This window comes from Paenibacillus tengchongensis, from assembly GCF_008973665.1.
Classification (GTDB): Bacteria; Bacillota; Bacilli; order Paenibacillales; family Paenibacillaceae; genus Paenibacillus_AQ; species Paenibacillus_AQ tengchongensis.
The window spans coordinates 140,701-159,700 of record NZ_WACP01000008.1 but is presented as its reverse complement, the minus strand read 5'-3'; the positions used below and the strand labels follow the sequence as shown (position 1 = coordinate 159,700).

Annotated in this window: 19 protein-coding genes, 1 pseudogene and 1 riboswitch; of the genes and pseudogenes, 14 read left to right on the top strand and 6 right to left on the bottom strand. The window is 57.6% G+C overall.

Annotation, left to right across the window (positions count from 1 at the left end; all coding sequences use genetic code 11):
* Nucleotides 1-166 precede the first annotated feature (166 nt).
* Nucleotides 167-598, bottom strand: a complete 432-nt coding sequence (locus tag F1381_RS14955; protein WP_151735649.1) for a pyridoxamine 5'-phosphate oxidase family protein — start codon at nt 596-598, stop codon at nt 167-169.
* 173 nt (nt 599-771) lie between these two features.
* Here F1381_RS14955 and F1381_RS14950 point away from each other — a divergent pair, with 173 nt between their 5' ends.
* The 6 genes from F1381_RS14950 (at nt 772) to F1381_RS14925 (ending at nt 6,097) form a co-directional block, all read left to right on the top strand.
* On the top strand, nt 772-2,232 hold the full coding sequence (locus F1381_RS14950) for a hypothetical protein (protein WP_151735648.1): 1,461 nt from the start codon (nt 772-774) through the stop codon (nt 2,230-2,232).
* 69 nt (nt 2,233-2,301) lie between these two features.
* A riboswitch (TPP riboswitch) is annotated at nt 2,302-2,415 on the top strand.
* Nucleotides 2,416-2,547: 132 nt separating this feature from the next.
* The gene (locus F1381_RS14945; protein WP_151735647.1) at nt 2,548-3,612 is read left to right on the top strand and encodes an ABC transporter substrate-binding protein; all 1,065 of its coding nucleotides are present in this window, start codon (nt 2,548-2,550) and stop codon (nt 3,610-3,612) included.
* 83 nt (nt 3,613-3,695) lie between these two features.
* Nucleotides 3,696-3,989 (top strand): thiamine-binding protein, encoded by a 294-nt coding sequence (locus F1381_RS14940; RefSeq protein WP_151735646.1) that lies wholly within the window; start codon nt 3,696-3,698, stop codon nt 3,987-3,989.
* Nucleotides 3,986-4,747, top strand: a complete 762-nt coding sequence (locus F1381_RS14935; RefSeq protein ID WP_151735645.1) for an ABC transporter permease — start codon at nt 3,986-3,988, stop codon at nt 4,745-4,747. Before F1381_RS14940 ends, F1381_RS14935 begins: the two co-directional genes overlap by 4 nt.
* Nucleotides 4,748-4,762: 15 nt before the next feature.
* A complete protein-coding gene (locus F1381_RS14930; RefSeq protein WP_151735644.1) occupies nt 4,763-5,650 on the top strand; it encodes an ABC transporter ATP-binding protein in 888 nt (295 codons plus the stop codon).
* A gap of 219 nt (nt 5,651-5,869) precedes the next feature.
* Nucleotides 5,870-6,097 carry a hypothetical protein gene (locus F1381_RS14925; protein WP_151735643.1) on the top strand — a complete coding sequence of 76 codons (228 nt, stop codon included), beginning with the start codon at nt 5,870-5,872 and terminating at the stop codon, nt 6,095-6,097.
* 7 nt (nt 6,098-6,104) lie between these two features.
* Here the strand turns inward: F1381_RS14925 and F1381_RS14920 are convergent.
* From F1381_RS14920 to F1381_RS14900, 5 genes and pseudogenes are all read right to left on the bottom strand, one after another.
* A pseudogene (locus F1381_RS14920) lies at nt 6,105-6,372 on the bottom strand (response regulator transcription factor); the annotation flags it as partial.
* 82 nt (nt 6,373-6,454) lie between these two features.
* On the bottom strand, nt 6,455-7,225 hold the full coding sequence (gene nfsA, locus F1381_RS14915; RefSeq protein ID WP_151735642.1) for an oxygen-insensitive NADPH nitroreductase: 771 nt from the start codon (nt 7,223-7,225) through the stop codon (nt 6,455-6,457).
* A gap of 35 nt (nt 7,226-7,260) precedes the next feature.
* Entirely contained in the window at nt 7,261-9,714 is a 2,454-nt protein-coding gene (locus F1381_RS14910) for a heavy metal translocating P-type ATPase (protein ID WP_425495278.1), read from the bottom strand.
* A gap of 115 nt (nt 9,715-9,829) precedes the next feature.
* Nucleotides 9,830-10,033 carry a copper ion binding protein gene (locus F1381_RS14905; RefSeq protein WP_151735640.1) on the bottom strand — a complete coding sequence of 68 codons (204 nt, stop codon included), beginning with the start codon at nt 10,031-10,033 and terminating at the stop codon, nt 9,830-9,832.
* A 34-nt stretch (nt 10,034-10,067) separates the two neighbouring features.
* Nucleotides 10,068-10,415 (bottom strand): metal-sensitive transcriptional regulator, encoded by a 348-nt coding sequence (locus F1381_RS14900; RefSeq protein WP_151735639.1) that lies wholly within the window; start codon nt 10,413-10,415, stop codon nt 10,068-10,070.
* A 193-nt stretch (nt 10,416-10,608) separates the two neighbouring features.
* Here F1381_RS14900 and F1381_RS14895 point away from each other — a divergent pair, with 193 nt between their 5' ends.
* The 8 genes from F1381_RS14895 (at nt 10,609) to F1381_RS14860 (ending at nt 18,989) form a co-directional block, all read left to right on the top strand.
* Nucleotides 10,609-12,456, top strand: coding sequence for a diguanylate cyclase domain-containing protein (locus F1381_RS14895; protein ID WP_343043412.1), 1,848 nt, complete (start codon nt 10,609-10,611; stop codon nt 12,454-12,456).
* A gap of 193 nt (nt 12,457-12,649) precedes the next feature.
* Nucleotides 12,650-14,173 carry an MDR family MFS transporter gene (locus F1381_RS14890; protein ID WP_151735637.1) on the top strand — a complete coding sequence of 508 codons (1,524 nt, stop codon included), beginning with the start codon at nt 12,650-12,652 and terminating at the stop codon, nt 14,171-14,173.
* 3 nt (nt 14,174-14,176) lie between these two features.
* Nucleotides 14,177-14,743: a PadR family transcriptional regulator gene (locus tag F1381_RS14885; RefSeq protein WP_151735636.1), complete on the top strand. Its 567-nt coding sequence runs from the start codon at nt 14,177-14,179 to the stop codon at nt 14,741-14,743.
* A gap of 191 nt (nt 14,744-14,934) precedes the next feature.
* A complete protein-coding gene (locus F1381_RS14880; protein WP_151735635.1) occupies nt 14,935-15,150 on the top strand; it encodes a hypothetical protein in 216 nt (71 codons plus the stop codon).
* 53 nt (nt 15,151-15,203) lie between these two features.
* Nucleotides 15,204-16,181: an aldo/keto reductase gene (locus F1381_RS14875; protein WP_246188041.1), complete on the top strand. Its 978-nt coding sequence runs from the start codon at nt 15,204-15,206 to the stop codon at nt 16,179-16,181.
* 354 nt (nt 16,182-16,535) lie between these two features.
* Nucleotides 16,536-17,681 carry a hypothetical protein gene (locus F1381_RS14870; RefSeq protein ID WP_151735634.1) on the top strand — a complete coding sequence of 382 codons (1,146 nt, stop codon included), beginning with the start codon at nt 16,536-16,538 and terminating at the stop codon, nt 17,679-17,681.
* Nucleotides 17,682-17,702: 21 nt separating this feature from the next.
* Entirely contained in the window at nt 17,703-18,290 is a 588-nt protein-coding gene (gene sipW, locus F1381_RS14865) for a signal peptidase I SipW (RefSeq protein ID WP_151735633.1), read from the top strand.
* A 90-nt stretch (nt 18,291-18,380) separates the two neighbouring features.
* On the top strand, nt 18,381-18,989 hold the full coding sequence (locus F1381_RS14860) for a TasA family protein (RefSeq protein WP_151735632.1): 609 nt from the start codon (nt 18,381-18,383) through the stop codon (nt 18,987-18,989).
* The last annotated feature ends 11 nt before the right edge of the window (nt 18,990-19,000 follow it).

Below are 19,000 nucleotides of genomic sequence, written 5' to 3'. Positions count from 1 at the left end.
CCCATTATAGCACGGCCTGCCATACGCTACCATCCGGCTGCAACCATCGCAGAACAAGGGGTAGCCGTTTGCCTCAGCCCCCCTTGCACCATCATTAATGAAAGAATAAAAGCCGCCCTCCCGCCCTGCCTGGGCGATGAAGACGGCTTGTTCATAAGCTAATCACTTATACCGGAGACGGCGCCTGCCAGACGCCATGCTCCTTGTTCTGGCCCATATATTCCATCCGCGTTGGCGTCAGCTCCAGAATGACATAATCCGGGTCCTCCGGACCGCTGAACCACTTCTCCAGCGACTCATTCCAGACCTTCGCGCGCAGCCCGTCATCCTTGGTAACCGCAGCATTCGCTTCAATCTCCAGCACATCCTTACCGCCGCCCTGCTCATATCCCAGCAGCAGGAAGACATGCGGGTTATCCTGCAGTTCTTCCACTTTATGCGTCTTACGGTCGGTAGCGAGATAAATATTCAACCCCTCATGAAAAACAGCCATGTAACGCACCTTCGGTTTGTTGCCGGCCTCAATCGTGCCGAAGGACCCGAATTTGTTGTCACCCAGCGTCTTGATGATTGTCTGCTCCAGCGCTTTCTGATCCATTGACGAAATAGCTCCCTTCATATCCGGGCAGGATAAATCCATGTTCGCCCGCAGTTTAAAGTCCGGAAGTTTATTTACCCGGCCAACTGTGTTTATAATAGTGTACCCGCACCCTGCGGAATGAATCCGGGGCAAATTCATGACTTAAATCCTGTGTATAAGGTGGTAAGCCTATGACCGATTCTATAATTACCATAGAACAAGAACCCACATTACATACGGCACTGCTGCAGTTTATCTTTCCCTTCTCCATCAAAGACGGCGAGAACAAGGCGCTGATCGCCAAGCTCAAGCAGGACGGCTTCACCCCCTTTTTTCTCGACAACAAGGAACTGGAGGATGCTTATTACGGGGAAGGCTACTGTGTATCCCATGAGAAAATGGAACGCAGCTACCTGCCCTTTGCCGCCCATGTATTGTTCCCCCGCGAAAAGTCCGTCGACTCCTTCCGCCGCTTCTCCCGGGCCTATAATCTGGCCTGCAGCCTGGAGCTCGGCGAATGCGATGTCGCCTTTCGCGTGCACTCGACCGATGTATTCGTCTGCCCGTTCCAGCTCGGGTTCCTGACGATACGGGTACAGATCGAACAGGAGGACCTGCCGTTCAGCCTGGCCCTGGAATTCGCCGACCGCTTCCGCACCCTGGAGGATGTGTCGGTCCGGGACAAGCAGTCCAGCATCCGCTGCGGAGACAAATGCTATGAGCAGGTCGAGGATTTTATTTTCCGCGATCTGGCCGATGGTCTGGAGTCTTTTCTCGATGGCGAGGAACTGGGTGGGGCTTATTTCGAGACGCTGCCTTTCTTCGTCGATGAGCGGATGATGGTACAGGCCTTTTACGGCTTTAACCGCAGCGCCACGGATGAACTGACCCCGCTGCTGCGTTACCGCGCCTCCCAATTGGACGGGTTTAATGCAGAAGGCAGGCCGTATTCCAGCGCCAGCGATCCCGGCTACATCGAGAACTATTGCAGAGAGCATTCCTATAGCCGCTGGGGTCCCGATACCTACTATATGACCAACGAGCAGACTTTCTGCTGCATGAGCCGGGCCGGGCGGGAGGTTGCCACGGAGCTGGCCAACCAGATGTACGGCCAGTATTATTACGGGCTGCTGCTGAACCTTTTTCACAAAATCGTCCTGCTGAAGCTGGCCAACCTCCACTCCCGCCTGCGCATTGACCACGATTACGACGAGATTGAAGATCTGATCTTTCTGATCAATAAGTTTTCGGCCAAGTTTTATTTCTTGGAGCTGATTTCGCAGTCACAGGGCCGGGAGATCTTCCTCCAGTTGCGCAAAGTATACGGCAACGACGCCCTGTTCGATGAGGTTAAGATGACGCTGGACGATCTGTTTCAGTATCAGGAGAAATTCCAGGCAAGGCGCCGCGATACCCTCCTGATGATCCTGACTATTTTCACTGTAGTAAGCGGGATCTACGGGATGAACCAGGTCATCGAGGATCTGAAGAATCCTATCGACTGGAGCAAGCTGCTGGAATACTCCCCGTTTGAGTATCTGGCGCTGTCCGTAACCTTCACCGGGATTGCGGTCAGCCTGTTCATGACGGTTAAAGAGCTGTACGGCAGCATTCGCAGGCGCCGCAGAAAGCGGATGGAAAGCCCGGATTGAGCAGATTGCTCTTTGACAAATGACGGAAGCGGCGTCTATAATACACCGTAACAAGCAATACCCGAAACTTCATAGAACCAGGGGTGCTGGAATAGGCCGGCTGAGATTGTATCCCTTAAAGATACTGACCCTTACACCTGATCTGGATAATGCCAGCGTAGGAATTCGTTCAGCGCCCGCAGCCTTAAGTTTAAGGCCGCAGCGACCAGCCTTGTGCGACTACGTAGCGTCCCGATGAACCGGGGCGCTTTTTTGTGTATGGTATATTCGGAACTTGGAAGACTAGGGGTTGCCAAGAAGGAGAGAAGAGAACCTATGGGAGTCAAAAAAGCATTCACCTTCTGCCTCGTCCTGCTGCTGGCAGCCGTAATGGCCGGCTGCGGAAACAACGGGGGCGGAAGCAACACGGCAAATGCGCCGGCAGAGAGCAGCGCCTCACCTGCGGCGGATGCGGGGGAAGCTACTGCCGCCCCGCAGGAGCTGACCAAGATCAAGGTGGCGCTCGACTGGACGCCGAACACGAACCACACCGGGCTGTACGCGGCCAAGGAGCTGGGCTACTATGAAGAGGAAGGACTGGACGTGGAAATCGTGCAGCCCGGTGCAGCCGGCGCCGACACGATGGTCGCCTCCGGCGAAGCCGCCTTCGGCGTAAGCGCCCAGGAGGCGCTCACCCTGGCCCGCCTGCAGAATGTGCCGCTGGTCTCCATCGCGGCAGTCATTCAGCATAACACCTCCGGCTTCGCCGGACCGAAGGACCGCAATCTGAAGACGCCGAAGGATTTCGAAGGCAAGACCTACGGCGGCTGGGGTTCACCCGCCGAAGAGGCGGCCATGAAGGCGATCATGGACCCTGTGGGCGGAGATGTCTCCAAGGTCAAGATCGTCAATATCGGGGAGGCGGACTACTTCACCGCCGTGAAACGCGACATCGATTTCGCCTGGGTGTTCTACGCCTGGACCGGCATTGAAGCCGAGCTGCGCGGCGAGCCGCTCGACATGCTGTACCTGAAGGATTACGCGCCGCAGCTGGATTACTATACGCCGGTGCTGACCACCAGCGAGAAGGAAATCGCCGAGCGGCCGGAGCTGGTGAAGGCCTTCCTCGCGGCAACCTCAAGAGGCTATGAGTATGCCATCGCCAATCCGGCGGAGGCCGCGGATATTCTGATCAAAGCCGTGCCGGATCTTGATCCGGAGCTGGTCAAGGCCAGCCAGGAATGGCTCAGCCCGAAATACAAGGACGATGCCGCCCGCTGGGGCGAGCAGAAGGCCGAAGTATGGCAGAACTACGGCGACTGGATGTATGAGCTGAAGCTCCTGGAGCAGCCGCTCGATGCAGAGGCCGCGTTTACCAATGAGTTTTTGCCGGAAAGCTGACGGTACGGCCGGTCTTTTGATGAAGTAAGCAGCGGGGCTCGTGTTCTATAGAGCTCACTATGTAAATGAGAGGATGGATTATTATGGCCAACACTTTGCTGAGCATTCAAGTTATTCCCAAGACACCGAACAACGAGGACTCCATTCCCTATGTCGATAAAGCGATTGAGGTCATTCAGAATTCCGGCGTGAAGCATCAGGTTAACCCGCTGGAAACGACGATGGAAGGCGATATTACGGAGCTGCTGGAAGTGGTGCGGCAAATGAACGAAGCGCTGATCGAAGCCGGCAGCCCCAGCGTCATCTCCCAGATCAAAATCGCCCACAATCCAAATGGCATCAGCATGGAGAAGCTGACGGAGAAATACCGGCCGTGAGATCGTACTGGAGTCAAGTCTGGCCGCCCTTAGTGGCGGTCGTTCTTGTTCTGGGCGGGTGGCAGCTGGCGGTGTCCCTGTTTCACATCGAAGCCTGGATTCTGCCCGGACCCGCCGCCATCGCCCGTGAAGCCGCCGGCAACTCCTCCGGTCTGCGGGAGCATACGGCGGCTACACTGCGCCTGACATTGATCGGCTTCCCCATCGGGACGGGGGTGGGGCTGATTGTCGCGCTCCTGCTGCATCTGCTGCCCGGTCTGAAGCGGGCGGTGTATCCGCTGCTGATTCTCAGCCAGAACATTCCGACGATCGCGCTCGGGCCGCTGCTGATTATCTGGTTCGGCTTCGGGCTCCTGCCGAAGATCGTGCTGATTACGCTCGTCTGTTTCTTCCCCGTGGCCGTGGCCGCCATGGGCGGGTTGGCCCAGACCGACAGGGTCATGCTGAATTATATGAAGATGGCCGGGGCAAGCAAATGGCAGATCTTCAGCAAGCTGGAGCTGCCCGGCTCCCTGCCTTCCCTGTTCTCCGGCGTACGGATTTCTGCTACATACGCCGTCATGGGCGCCGTCGTTGCCGAATGGATCGGCTCGGACAAAGGCATCGGCTACTACATGCTGCTGCAGAAGGCCGCCTACCGCACCGACCGCGTGTTCGTGGCGATTGTCATTGTCGTGCTGCTCAGCCTCACTCTCTTCGCGGTTATCGCCCTGCTGGAGAGATGGCTTGTGCGCTGGAAGCCGGGCAAACCAACCTAAGGAGGTGTCCATGTTATGACACAATTCACCGATGCTCTGACATCCGCCTCCAAGACAGGCGCTTTCCCGGACGCGCAGGAGAAGCCGTTCCTCTCCGGAGCTGCCGAACCGCGTAATCCGCAGACTCTGCCGCCTGCCCTGGAGGTCAAGGGCGTCTCTAAGAGCTTCACCCGCCGCCGCCGCACGACGCCTGTGCTGGACGGGGTGAACCTTACGGTAGGCCGCGGGGAATTCGTCTCCCTCGTCGGTCCCTCGGGCTGCGGCAAGAGCACGCTGTTCCACATTATCGGCGGGCTGACGCTGCCCGACAAGGGCAGCATCTGCATGAACGGCAAGGAAGTAACCGGTCAACGCGGCGAGATCAGCTATATGCCGCAGCAACCCGCGCTCTTCCCCTGGCGCACCATTGAGGACAACGTCCTGCTCGCCGGGGAGATCAGGGGCCTGCCGCGCGCCGGAGCGCGCGAGACCGCCCGCCGCTGGCTGCAGAGAATCGGGCTCGGCGGCTTCGAGCAGGCCTATCCGCACATGCTCTCCGGCGGCATGCAGCAACGGGCCGCCTTCCTGCGGGCGCTCCTGGCGCCGCAGGAGCTGATGCTGCTCGACGAGCCGTTCAGCGCGCTTGACGCGCTGACGCGCGGCGAGATGCAGCGCTGGCTGCTGGAGCTGTGGGAGGAGAACCGCCGCTCCGTGCTGTTCATCACCCACAGCATCGAAGAAGCGCTGCTGCTCTCCAGCCGCATCTATGTATTCTCCGGCCGGCCCGGCTCGGTTCTTCATACCGTGGATGTTCCGTTCCCCCGGCCGCGCCGGGATGAAATCACGGATGATCCGGAATTTCTGCGGCTGCGCCGCCGGCTGACGGATTGGATGCGGGAGGAGCAGGCGAAGAGCAGAAAGTGATGGGAAGACGCTCATCATTCAGCCATTCAGCCATCGCCAGACTGCTGTCACCCTGTGCCCAATCTCTTTAACCCTCAAGCTCTGCTCCGGTTAAATACCGGGAGCGGAGCTTTTTTTGCCGTCCGGACCCAGGCCGTCAGCAGCAGCAGGAAGAGCGCAATAAATATCAAAAATCCGCAAAGCGATTCTGATAATCTTTTAGGCAGAGGGGGTGAGAGCATGATTTACAGTGAGATGATTCAAAGAACGATTGAGCACATTTCCGCTCATCAATACGTTGTCTTTATCGGCCTGCTGCCGTTAACGGATACACTATTTGAGGTCCCCACTGCATTTATGGTGACACAGATTGTCGCCGTTTCCCTGCTCATGCTGGTCCTGATTCACTTCGAAGACAAGGCAGAGCCCGCCGTTCCTTCCGGGAAGAGTGCCGCAGAACCCAAGTGATCCCGGCCTAAATCCAGCCCTTCTCCTCCGCCAGCCGCACCGCTTCGATCCGGCTCTTCACTTCCAGCTTGCCGAGAATCTCGGAGATGTAGTTGCGGACGGTGCCGTAGGAGAGATGCAGGCCGGAGGCAATCTCCCCGGCGGAAAGGCCCTCTCCGGCCAGCCTCAGAATATTCCGCTCGCGCCCGGTGAGCGGATTCTCCTCGCGCAGGCTGCCGAAGGCCAGTCGGCGACACTTCCCACCGCCCGTCCATGACCCGGCGGATCGCCTCCGCCGCTTTCCTGGGCGGACAGCGCAAAGAGCCTGCACCGGCATTCTCATGCCGGGTACAGGCTCTCTTGCCGATCCATTTGCGGTTAACGCTTCATAAAGCCTTTGCTGAGCAGAAAATCCTTCATCTGCATCCGCGACGGCTCGGCAAAACGCTTAGCCATCATCGCCGACCACGGCGTATCCATCTTCCCGCCGCTGCGCTTCAGCATGTACTCCCGCGAGACTTCGTCGTAGATCGCCACCTGCGCGGCCGTCTTCTCCTGGTCGTAACGGCCCCGGTGCAGCACGCCTTCCAGCGGCAGGCGCGGCCGGATACCGGATTCCCCTTCCGGATAGCCGAGGCACATCCCGAAGACCGGATAGACCCGCTCGGGCAGGCCGAGCAGCTCCGACAGCTCGGCGATGTTGTTGCGGACGCCGCCGATGTACACTATGCCGAGGCCGAGCGATTCGGCGGCAACGGCGGCATTCTGCGCGGCCAGCGCGGCATCGACAGTGGCGACGATGAAGTTCTCCGTCGTATCGAAGGTGCCGCCATCTTCCAGCTGCGGGCCGGCTGTCTCCTGCAGCCGGTACAGATCGGCGCACCAGATCAGGAAGACCGGGCACTCCTCGATGTAGGCCTGGTTGCCCGAGAGGGCGGACAGCTGCGCCTTCTGTTTCGGATCGTCCACGGCAATGACGCTGTAGGCCTGGACGTTGCTGGAGGTGGACGCCATTTGCGCCGCGCCGATAATGGCGGCGAGCGTCTCCTCGGCAACCGGCCGGTCCTGATATTTGCGGACAGAAGCGTGTCGCATCAGCAGGTCAAGGGTATCGTTCGTTGTTTCATTCGAATGGTTCTCATTGCTCATCGTTCATTCACTCCTTACTTGGTATGCCGCTTGCCTTACAGCTTCACCCGCTGCAGCCGCAGCGCATTCAGCACCACCGAGACGGAGCTGAAGGCCATGGCTGCACCGGCGAGCCATGGGGCGAGAAAGCCCAGGGCAGCTATCGGTATACCAATTGTATTGTAAGCGAGCGCCCAGAACAAATTCTGCTTGATATTGGCCATGGTCTTGCGGCTCATCAGGATGGCATCGGGGATGCTCATCAGGTCTCCCCGCATCAGCGTAATATCCGCCGCCTCCATCGCCACATCGGTCCCGGTGCCGATGGCCATGCCGGTATCGGCCGTGGCCAGGGCCGGAGCGTCGTTGATGCCGTCGCCGACCATCGCCACCTTGTTCCCGCCCTGCTGCAGCCGGCGGATCTCGGCGGCCTTGCCTTCGGGCAGCACCTCCGCCAGCACAGTGCGGATGCCGGCCTGATCGGCTATTGCCTTGGCCGTAAGCTTGTTGTCGCCCGTAATCATTACGACGTCGATCCCCATCTCATGCAGTCTGGCAACAGCTGCTTTGGAAGTTTCTTTAATGGTATCGGCGACCGCTACAATCCCGGCAATCCCGCCGTCTACGGCCACCAGCATCGCCGTCTTGCCTTCCTGCTCCAGCTTCTGCATCAATCCGCCCCATGGAGCAGTGTCTGCGCCAAGCTCCTCCATCATCCGCCGCGTACCGACGCGGACCTCCTGCCCGTCGACCACGGCCGATATTCCGCGGCCGGGCACGGCTTCGAACTGACCGGCCTCCGGCAGGTCCAGCCGCCGCTCATTCGCACCGGAGACAATGGCCTCGGCCAGCGGATGCTCGGACAGCCTCTCGGCGGCGGCCACTATGGCCAGCAGCCGGTTCTCCGCAAGCACCTTTCCGTGCGCCGCAATACCGGTGGTGGTGACGATATCGGTCAGGACCGGCTTGCCGCTGGTTACAGTGCCGGTCTTATCGAGCACCACGGTCCGGATCGCCTGGGCCGCCTCCAGATGCTCGCCGCCCTTAAAGAGAATGCCGAACTCCGCAGCACGGCCCGAGCCGGCCATAATCGAGGTCGGCGTCGCCAGCCCCAAAGCGCACGGGCAGGCGATAACCAGCACGGCGATCGCTTTCTCCAGCGCGTCCGCGAACTGCCCCGGTGCGCCCCAGATATACCAGACGGCGAAGGTAAGCGCCGCAATGCCGACGACGATCGGCACGAAGATGCCGGAAATACGGTCGGCAATCCGCTGGATCGGCGCCTTCGAGCCCTGGGCTTCTTCCACGACGCGGATGATCTGCGCCAGCGCCGTATCGCGGCCCACCTTGCGGGCCTTGATCTTCAGCATGCCGTTCTTGTTGAGCGTAGCGCCGATAACCGAGTCGCCCGGCTTCTTCTCCACCGGAATGCTCTCCCCGGTCAGCATCGATTCGTCCACCGAGGACAAGCCCTCGACCACCTCGCCGTCGACGGGCACCTTCGTTCCCGGCTTCACCAGCACGATATCGCCGGGGATGACTTCTTCAACCGGAACAGTAAGCTCGGCGCCGTCCCGCACAACCAGTGCAGTCTTGGCCTGCAGGCCCATCAGACTGCGGATCGCCTCGGAGGAGCGCCCCTTGGCCAGCGCCTCGAACCATTTGCCGACCAGAATCAGCGTAATGAGGATGGCGCTGGTCTCATAATACATCTCTACCGTATGGTCCATCCCGCTCATCGACAGGGAATCAATGGTAAGATACAGGCTGTAGAAATACGCCGCCGAGGTACCGAGCGCCACCAGCACATCCATATTAGCGCTGCCGTTCTTCAGCGCTTTATAGGCGCTGACATAGAACTGCCAGCCGATAAGGAACTGAACCGGGGTCGCCAGCGCCAGCTGGAACCAGGGATTCATGAGCAGCTCCGGGAGCGGAATCCAGGAGGTGAACGAGAAGTGGGCAACCATCGCCCAGAGCAGCGGGAAGGACAGCACTGCGGAGACAATCCACTTGTTCCGCTTGCGCACAATCTCCTTGCTCCGGCTGTCCGCCGCCTCTTCGCGGTCCCGTTTCAGCGCTGCCCGGTAACCCAGGCTGGCAACCTTGTCGATAATATCCGCCGTGCCGACCTGGCCCGGACTGTATTCGACATGAGCCGTTTCCAGCGCCAGATTGACATTGACCGCCGCGATGCCGGGCATCCGGCCCAGCGTCTTCTCGATCCGCGCCGAGCAGGCGGCACAGGTCATGCCGGAAATATCGAAATCCGCCGCTTCCTTAACCGTATCGTAACCGAGTGAACGGATCTTCTCTTCAATCTGCGGAACGCCGGCCACCGCGGGATCATACCCTACGGTCGCCTGCTCCAGCGCCAGGTTGACGTTGACCCGCGAGATGCCCTCCATGCGGGACAAGCCCTTCTCAATCCGCGCAGCGCAGGCGGAGCAGGTCATACCGGTGACCTGCAGCGTCGTTTGCCGTTCACCCGCTGCTGACATTTGATTCATACCACTCGCCTCCATACCCCCTTAGGGTATATTTTATGAAAAAAGAAAAGGCGTTGGCGCCTCCGGAACCAGAGAACCGTTCCCGCTCCAAGCCTTAGTCTGTACAGTTACGGCCTTACTTAACGACGTCGTAGCCCTGATCTTCAATGGCGGCCTCGATGTCGCCCAGGCTTACCTTGCTCTCGTCATATTCCACCGCTACTGTCTTCGCGGCAAGATCCACCTTCGCCGATGCGCCTACCCCGCTGACGGCTTTCTCCACGGCGCTGACACAATGTCCACAGGACATTCCTTCGACAGTTAATGTTGCGTTTGACATATTAAACCCCTCCTGAGATTGAATAGATATCTTATTATTTCATCAGCTTGTTGACCGTTATAAGCAGCTCATCGATGACCTCATGCTCTCCCGCCTCAATCCGCTCGATAATACAGCTCTTCATATGGCCTTCCAGCAGCAGCTTGCCTACGCCGTTCAGCGCAGCCTGGACCGCCGCCAGCTGATTGAGCACATCGTCGCAATACGTATCGCGTTCAATCATTCCCTTAATCCCGCGGATTTGGCCTTCAATCCGGTTCAGCCGGGTGGTCAGCCCGTTCTTGAACTCCGGCGAATGATGGCTCTTGCGGACACCGGGAGCTGCCGGCGGGCAACCGTTGCCGCAGGATTCTCCGCTGTGGGCCTGTTCATTTCCAGCCAAAGCAATCAGCCTCCTTATCAACACTATATTATACCCCCCATGGGTATGTCAAGACATGCTTTTGTCTCTATCACACTGGTCCGGGCAGGAGATTTACCGGTTTAAAGCGAAATATACCCCCTACCTCCGGAGTCCTAATGTTAATTCCTCCGGCCTGCATAAATCACTCACTTATTTGAAAGGAGCGGCAACAGTGCATCTACGGATCATAAGCAGTCTGGGGAAGAACATCAGACATTTATACTCCCTGGGCCTATGCCTGCTTGGCTTGACCTTGTTCGCCGCGTATGGCGGCAGGGGGCTCACCACTCTTCCTGCATCAACCTGGGGCTGGATTGCTGCCATGTCAGCGGCCGCGCTCATTCTGATTGTCTTCGCGTTCCAGCTTCCCCCGCAGGGCAACGGGCTAACGCTGGATTCGGCGGCTTACCTGGCGGCAATCTTTGTCTTCGGGACCTCTTTCACGCTTCTGGCCCTCTTATGCAGCTCTGTGCTTTCCTTGTTTGTCGAACGGCGCGGCGCGCCATGGCGGCATATCATTAATTTTTCTGTGTACAGTATTATGATCACTGCGTCCTCGTTCCTCTTCACCGCGCTCGGCGGCCGGCAGGGACCGCTGCTGGGCAGCCACCTTGGCGCCTACGTCGCTGCGATGGGTGTCTATTTTCTGCTGAACCTGCTGCTGGTCGGGCTCTACCATTATATTGTCCACCGCGAGAAACTCTTTGATACCCTCAAGGGCATGCTGACCGACGCCGTTCTCGCTTACTTATGCACATTGGTGCTTTCGCTTGTGCTGACAACACTGCTGTACTACAACCATATGCTGGGGCTTCTGTTGTTCCTGTGCCTCAGCATCTTCATCTCCTATTCGTTCAAACGGCTGTTCAGCATGTACCGCGGCATCGAAGACCGGGCCAACCGCGACCAGCGGACCGGGCTGTTCAATCACAGCTATTTCGAAACCGCGCTGGAAGAAGAAATGCGTAAATCGCAGCAGGGCGCCGGCTATCCGCTGTCGCTGGCAATGATCGATATCGATAATTTCAAGCGGTATAACGATCATTTCGGCCACTTAAAAGGTGACGGCCTGATCGTCTTCCTGGCCGACCTGCTGAGAAGAGCGACCGAAGACACCGGGATGGTTCTATCCCGTTACGGCGGGGAGGAATTTACGCTGCTCATGCCGGGTTATGATACGGCCGCCGCCGGGCAATTCATGGAGAACCTGCGCCGCACGCTCAACAACTCTCCCTTTGAGGGCGTGGAGATTCTCCCCCAGGGCTGTCTTTCGTTCTCAGCGGGAATCGCCGGCTACCGGCCGGATATCCACTCCAAGTCCGAGCTGGTGGAGCATGCCGATCAGGCGCTCTATTATGCCAAAAGGCAGGGCAAGAACATGGTGCATATCTACGGCAACCAGTCGCAGCTTGAACGTGAGCTTGACTTCAGCCAGGATGTGCGCGATATCGAGCAGCAGCTGAGCCTGTTTATGTACAAGGATATGGATACCTTCAAGCACTCCAAACGCGTCTACCGCTACGCCCTTGATATGAGCGAACGGCTGGGGCTGGACAATTTGTCCAAACGGCAATTTTCGCTGGGCGCCCTGATACACGACATCGGCAAGCTGGAGATCCCCTGGGGAATCCTCAATAAAAAAGACAAGCTGACCCCTGACGAATGGGACATGGTCAAGTGGCATGTCACCTGGGGCAAGGAGATGGCGCTGACCGGTGAAAAATTCAAGGAGCTGGCCCCCTTTATCGAGCTGCATCATGAACGTTATGACGGCAAAGGATATCCTTACGGCTTCAAAGGGGAGGAAATCCCCCGCCTGTGCCGGATGCTGACGATTATCGACTCCTTCGACGCCATGACTTCCGAGCGGCCTTACCAGAGGACCAAATCGGTTGCCGAGGCCATCTCCGAGCTGCGCTCCTGCGCCGGAAGCCAGTTTGACCCGCAGCTGACCGAGCTGTTCATCCGTTACATCGAGGAGCGGGAGCTGTTCAGAACCGCCGCCGAACGGATATCCTGACAGAAAGCCCCGTCACTGCACTATACATAACCTTTATTTTGTCCAGCCGTTCCCTTACCGGAGCGGCTGTTTCATTGCGTATACGCCTTTGACATTTTGGCCAGGTTGAAAAGTGAAATAGTTCTTGCTCTCCCTATTCAAATTTGAATATAATCTTTCCATAATGATTTCATGCAAAGGAGCCTCGTGAACCATGCAAACCAAACAAAGCAATCTCAAGCTCGTGGTCGTCGGCCTGCTGCTTGGTATTCTCATGTCCGCCATGGACAATACCATCGTAGCGGCGGCCATGGGCACCATTGTGTCCGATCTGGGCGGTATGGACAAAATCGTCTGGGTGACCTCCGCCTACATGGTTATGGTCATGGCGGGAACGCCGATCTTCGGCAAGCTCTCGGACATGTACGGGCGCAAGCGGTTCTTCATCTTCGGACTGATTCTGTTCCTGGCCGGCTCGGCGCTGTGCGGAACCGCCGGCAGCATCACACAGCTCAGCATCTACCGGGCTATTCAGGGCGTGGGCGGCGGCGCGCTGATGCCGATCGCCTTCACGATTGTGTTCGACATCTTCCCGGCGGAGAAACGCGGCAAGCTGACCGGGCTGTTCGGCGCCGTATTCGGCATCTCCAGCGTCATCGGGCCGCTCCTCGGCGCCTATATTACGGACTATGTCGGCTGGCAATGGATTTTCTACATTAATCTGCCGCTGGGCATTATCGCTTTCTTCCTGATCGCCTTCTTTTATAAGGAATCCATCGCCCACGCCGAGCAGAAGATCGACTGGGGCGGCGCCTTTACGCTGGTGGGGGCAATCATTTGCCTGATGTTCGCCCTGGAGCTGGGCGGCAATCAATATGCCTGGGATTCGTCCATTATTCTCGGCCTGTTCGCCGGATTTGCCGTATTGCTCATCGCCTTCCTCTTCATTGAGCGCTATGCCAGGGAACCGGTCATCTCCTTTGCCATGTTCCGCGACCGGCTGTTTGCGACCAGCAGCCTGATCGCGCTATTTTACGGCTCGGCTTTCATTGTAGCGACGATTTACATTCCCATCTTCGTTCAGGGCGTCTTCGGCGGCTCCGCCACCAATTCGGGGCTGATTCTGATGCCGATGATGATCGGCTCGGTCATCGGCAGCCAGATGGGCGGCCTGCTGACCACGAAGGTAAGCTTCCGCAATATCATGGTGCTGTCGGCCGTCTGCTTCGTAGCCGGTATCTTCACCTTAAGTACGATTCAACCGGATACGTCCCGGCTCGTGCTGAACAGCTTCATGGCACTGACAGGCTTTGGCGTCGGCTTCTCCTTCTCGGTGCTCGGCATGTCAGCCATTCACCATTTCGATATCCGCCAGCGGGGTTCGGCGACATCGACCAGCACCTTTATGCGCTCTCTCGGCATGACACTGGGCATCACCATCTTCGGGATCGTCCAGCGCAACCATTTCACGAGCAGCCTGAGCAGCGCCTTCGGCAGCGGAGCCGACGTCTCGGCTTACGGCGACTCGCGCGCCGCCCTGACACCGGAGGCCAGAGCGCAGATACCGGCTCCTGTACTGGAGAAGATTACGGGCGCACTGTCCGATTCCGTAGCCTACACCTTTCTGTGGGCGATCGTTCCTGCGGTGCTGGGGCTTGTCTTCGTCCTCCTGATGCCAGGCAAGGACCGGCTGACGGTGAAGCGTCCGGCGGCAGCGCCAGGCAGCGAACAGAGGTAAAGCATGTCCATGAAGCTGGTAATCCTCGGCCTCCTGCTGGAGCGGGATATGCACCCTTACGAGATTATGCTGGTCATGAAGGAGCGCTCCTACAACCAGATGATGAAGCTCCAGATGGGCTCGCTATACTACGCCGTAGACAAACTCGCCGACGAGGGACAGATTGAAGCGACCGAAACCATCTCCAGCAGCGACCGGCCGGATAAGACGATCTACCGTATTACCGGATCGGGAAAGGCGCTGTTCGAGCAGCTGGTCCTGCAGCAGATCAAGAAATACGAGCAGGTCTACCATCCGCTGTATATGGCCCTCGCCCTCTCCCGCCACATTGACCAGAGCAAGGTAGAGAAGGTGCTGGAGGAGCGCATCCGTGAGACCGAGCATCAGGTTAACTTCTACTATCAGGTGTACGAGGAGCATGTCATGGCGGTGCCCCGCTCGGCGCTGCATCTGATGTACGGCCGGTATGAGCACAGCCTGACCGAGCTGAAATGGCTGAAGCGCCTGTATGCCGATGTCGCCGCGCGCAGGCTGAACGATATCGGTTCCCCGCTGTTTGAGGAGATTTAAGCCGGGCAGCGATTCTCTTATCATTGGAGGATCGCTGCCCGGCGTTTTTGGTTTACTGCAGCCCCCGCAGTTACGAACCAATCCCATTTGAATTTTAAAAGTTCAACATATATAGCTAATGGCACAGCCCCCGTTTATAAGGACCAAAAAAGGTTTATAAACGAGCAAATACGAAAAGTGAGGTGCCAACGATGAACAAGGACGACAAGAAGCCGCTGCGCGACCGCCGCGATCACCCAGAGCAGTATCCCACGGAGAATCCGAGCCTGTTCGAGCTGCACGAGAGTGAACAGAACGTCGACCCCATTCCGGTGGAGGATCTGAAGCTGGAACAGCAGGAAGAGAAGGACAAAGAAGGCACGAAGCACCGCTCCTCCAGCGACGAAAAATACCATACCGGCTTCTAAAGGTGTACAATAGTTTCCGTAGAAGCCATTATTCGTTGACGGAGGGATAGCATTTGCTGAAAACGCTGCCACTGAACAAACGCGGCATTCCTGCCAGCCGCATCGCTTTAGGCTGCATGGGGCTGGGCGGAGGCTGGGACCATGAGCCGCTGACTGCAGAGAATATCAGGCAGGGCCATGAAGCGGTGGAAGCCGCCTTGTCCATCGGCATTAATTTCTTTGACCATGCGGACATCTACACCAGAGGCAAAGCCGAGAAGGTGTTCGGACAGATCTTCAAGGACCGCCCCGGCCTGCGCGAGGAGATGATTCTGCAGTCCAAATGCGGGATCAGGCTGATGGAGCCGGGCGATGCCTCCAACACGTTCGATATCTCGGGAGCCCACATTCTGAAGAGCGTCGACGGAACGCTGGAGCGCCTGGGCACGGATTATATCGACATCCTTCTGCTGCATCGCCCCGATCCGCTGATGGACCCCGAGGACATTGCCGATGCGCTGCGGAAACTGAAGGAAGCCGGTAAAGTCCGCCATTTCGGGGTCTCCAATATGAGCGCGGCCCAGATCCGGCTGCTGCAGCATTATTGCGACGAGCCGTTCATCGTGAATCAGCTGCATATGAGCCTGGCCAAAATCAGCTGGCTGGACGCCATGGTCAGCGTCAACCGCGACCCTTGGAAGGACGTCACCTTCCCCGAGGGAACGGTGGAATACTGCCGCACGGAGAATATCCAGCTGCAGGCCTGGGGGCCGCTGGCCCAGGGCATGTTCAGCGGCCGTCCGCTGGAAGGCCAGCCGGAGCGGGTCGTACAGACTGCGGCGCTGGTCCGGCGTCTCGCCGGGGAGAAGAACACGACGCCGGAGGCTATTGTGCTGGCCTGGCTGACAAGTCACCCGGCCGCCATCCAGCCCGTCATCGGCACGGTGAACCCCGGGCGCATCACGGCCTGCGCCGACGCGAACTCCCTGGAGCTGTCCCGGCAGGAATGGTACGAACTGTACATCAGCTCGCGCGGCGAGAAGCTGCCTTAAGAGCGGCCCGCTTCGGAGCAGGCCTGCATTCATTGGAAAGCACTTTTAACCGGCTCGCGCCTGCGCAGGCCGGTTTTTTCTGCCTACTGACACATAATTCTTAATAAAGAACGATATATTAAATGATATTCAGAGATAAAGTGCGATATCACACGATAATGTTCTTTATAACGCACAAAACCGCCGAAATTGGCGGTTTTCTTTTTGCCTGAATCCGGTTATGATTTCACTACAGAAACGTTCTTAATAACGAACTAATCTAACGAACGATTGTGAGGGACATTGAGGGGAGGTATTCCTCTGCTACCAAGATCGGCAAGAAAAAGAAGTACCCGCAAACGGGATAAAGTAACCGTGCGCAAGCTGCGTTCAGGCGTTGCCTGCTCCATTCTGTTTCTCCTGGCTTCGCAGCAGGTGGGCAGTACATATGCCGGCTTCACCGATCAAGCAGAGCTTGAGAACAGCATTACCTTCTGCGCAGTATTCCCCGACACCGTGAAGCAGCGGCTGCTCGCTTTCCGGGATCATGTCCTGAAAGCGGCTGCCTTGCAGGCATCCTTGAAGGGCTTCACGCCTTCAGCCGGCTCATCCGGCTTAAAGGGGATTGAATCGATGTCACTGGAGGAGCTGGATGCCGCAGAGCAGGAGCTCTCCGGAAGGATTACTTCGCTGCAGGCCGAGATTAGCTCAGCCGATAGCCAGTTAATTGCCAATAACCAAATTTGGAGCGACATTGCTGCGGAATTAAACGCTGCTTCCGCCGCATTGGCAGCGCTTGGAGGAGATATGCAGAAGCTGGACTCCGGTTGTCTTGATTTGGGCGATCCTCATTTCTTTAACGAGCTTCAGAGCAGCATCAGCCAGAGCGGCGTGCTCTCCGAGTCACTGAGTGAATCCATTGAAGGTATTATACGTTACCTGCGCTCCGTGCAGAATCAGGGCAATCTGTTCACCACCGGTGTAGCCGATATCGTGTACGGAGGTCCTGAATTCAGCCAGCCGGAGCCGCTGCAGACTCTGCCCTTCCTGATTACGCTGCAGGACGGCAATATATCAGGCGGACTGACCGCAATGTATGACAGCTATACTGCCGAACTGACGCAGGCCAAAGACCATGCGGCAGCGGGAATCTCCACGCTGGAAAGCCAGCGGGCGTTGATCGGCGAGATTCGTGCCAGACGTCTGGAAGAGATCCGGCTGGCCGAACTGGAGAAGGCGCGGCTTGCAGAAGAAGAGAAGCTGGCCGAAGAGCAACAACAGGAGGAAGCCGGCGGCGGGGAAAAAGCGGAAGAGAACGAAACTGCGCCTGAGGCGGCACCGGAGGTTCCGCCCGAAGCTGTCCCTTCTCCTGAACCGATAGAAGAAGCCTCCCCGGCAGAAACCCCTGCTCCGGAGACACCGCCTGCGGCAGCAGAACAGCAGGACGACCCGGAAGAAACAGCGGTCCCGGAGCCGTCTGATGCTCCCATACCTTCACCCGGTCCGTCAGCAGGCCAGTAATTTAGAAAGGTGTGTATCCCTATGAGTGTTAAACGTCTGCTTAACCATATAGCCTCGGCAGCCATGCTCCTGGTCTTCATCGTACTCCTGGCCGCGGTGATCATATCCAAAGCCTCCGGCGGTGAGCCTTCGTTCTTCGGCTACCAGATCAAAACCGTGCTCTCCGGATCCATGGAGCCGGGCATCAAGACCGGCTCCATTGTCGCACTGAAGCCCGGCGGCGATATGACCCGCTTCCAGGCGGGCGATGTGATCAGCTTCCTCAATGAGGAGAACATGCTGATTACCCACCGCGTTCTGGAGGCAGACCTGAACAGCGCCACCGGTGAAGCACAATACCGGACCAAGGGCGACAACAATGATGCAGCCGACTTGAATCCCGTCAGCTCTGCCAATGTCACCGCTGAGTATACCGGCATCACAGTTCCCTATGTGGGTTACGTCCTGAACTTTGCGGTATCGAAAGCCGGCAGCGTTGTGCTGATGATTGTTCCCGGCCTGCTGCTTCTGCTCTATGCACTCTACAGCTCCTGGAAGGCCCTGGCTGCGCTCGAACGCAAAAATGCCGCCCTTCCCCCCGCGCCTCCGGTCACCGAGACGCAGCAATAACGATTGTCGGCTTCCGTTTACGCACCGGAAGATACAATACAAGGCTTTGGCCACCAAACAACCACAACCATTTTGAGGAGGAATTAAATTATGGGTATCAAGAAAACACTGGGTCTTGGCGTAGCATCGGCAGCACTGGGATTGTCTTTAATCGGCGGAGGCACCTTCGCATACTTCAGCGACACGGCTCAAAGCACGGCCACTTTCGCTGCAGGTACCCTCGATCTGAATTCCGATCCTTCCGTTATCGTTGATATCACCAACCTGAAGCCTGGCGACACTGTCCTGAAGAGCTTCGATCTCAAGAATGACGGCACCCTGGATATCGGCTCCATTCTGCTGAAAACAACGACAGAGGTTACCGATACACTCGGCGACAACAACGGCGTGGACCTGAACAAGTTCATCAAGGTCAAATTCCTTAAAAATGTGGATAAGGGAACCATCATCACTCCCGAGCTCGTCGTCTATGAGACCACCCTGGCCGATCTGAAGAACCAAACCAAGGAACTGGTGGACAACACCGGCCTGGATCAGCTCTTCACCGAGGCAGACGGCATTAAAGCAGGCACCAAGGACACCTTTGCTGTTCAATTCGAATTCGTAGACTCCGGTGAGGCGCAGAACTACTTCCAGAAAGACAAACTGAAATTGACCTGGACATTCGAAGCCAAACAAGGTCCTAAAAAAGCCTATTAAACCAGCGGCAT

Coding starts and splice junctions, on each gene's coding strand:
- F1381_RS14880 (WP_151735635.1), top strand. CDS start 14,935: ATGAACAAGGACGACAAGAAGCCGCTGCGCGACCGCCGCGATCACCCA.
- F1381_RS14910 (WP_425495278.1), bottom strand. CDS start 9,714: ATGAATCAAATGTCAGCAGCGGGTGAACGGCAAACGACGCTGCAGGTC.
- F1381_RS14950 (WP_151735648.1), top strand. CDS start 772: ATGACCGATTCTATAATTACCATAGAACAAGAACCCACATTACATACG.
- F1381_RS14905 (WP_151735640.1), bottom strand. CDS start 10,033: ATGTCAAACGCAACATTAACTGTCGAAGGAATGTCCTGTGGACATTGT.
- F1381_RS14955 (WP_151735649.1), bottom strand. CDS start 598: ATGGATCAGAAAGCGCTGGAGCAGACAATCATCAAGACGCTGGGTGAC.
- F1381_RS14890 (WP_151735637.1), top strand. CDS start 12,650: ATGCAAACCAAACAAAGCAATCTCAAGCTCGTGGTCGTCGGCCTGCTG.
- F1381_RS14925 (WP_151735643.1), top strand. CDS start 5,870: ATGATTTACAGTGAGATGATTCAAAGAACGATTGAGCACATTTCCGCT.
- F1381_RS14945 (WP_151735647.1), top strand. CDS start 2,548: ATGGGAGTCAAAAAAGCATTCACCTTCTGCCTCGTCCTGCTGCTGGCA.
- nfsA (WP_151735642.1), bottom strand. CDS start 7,225: ATGAGCAATGAGAACCATTCGAATGAAACAACGAACGATACCCTTGAC.
- sipW (WP_151735633.1), top strand. CDS start 17,703: ATGAGTGTTAAACGTCTGCTTAACCATATAGCCTCGGCAGCCATGCTC.
- F1381_RS14930 (WP_151735644.1), top strand. CDS start 4,763: ATGACACAATTCACCGATGCTCTGACATCCGCCTCCAAGACAGGCGCT.
- F1381_RS14940 (WP_151735646.1), top strand. CDS start 3,696: ATGGCCAACACTTTGCTGAGCATTCAAGTTATTCCCAAGACACCGAAC.
- F1381_RS14885 (WP_151735636.1), top strand. CDS start 14,177: ATGTCCATGAAGCTGGTAATCCTCGGCCTCCTGCTGGAGCGGGATATG.
- F1381_RS14860 (WP_151735632.1), top strand. CDS start 18,381: ATGGGTATCAAGAAAACACTGGGTCTTGGCGTAGCATCGGCAGCACTG.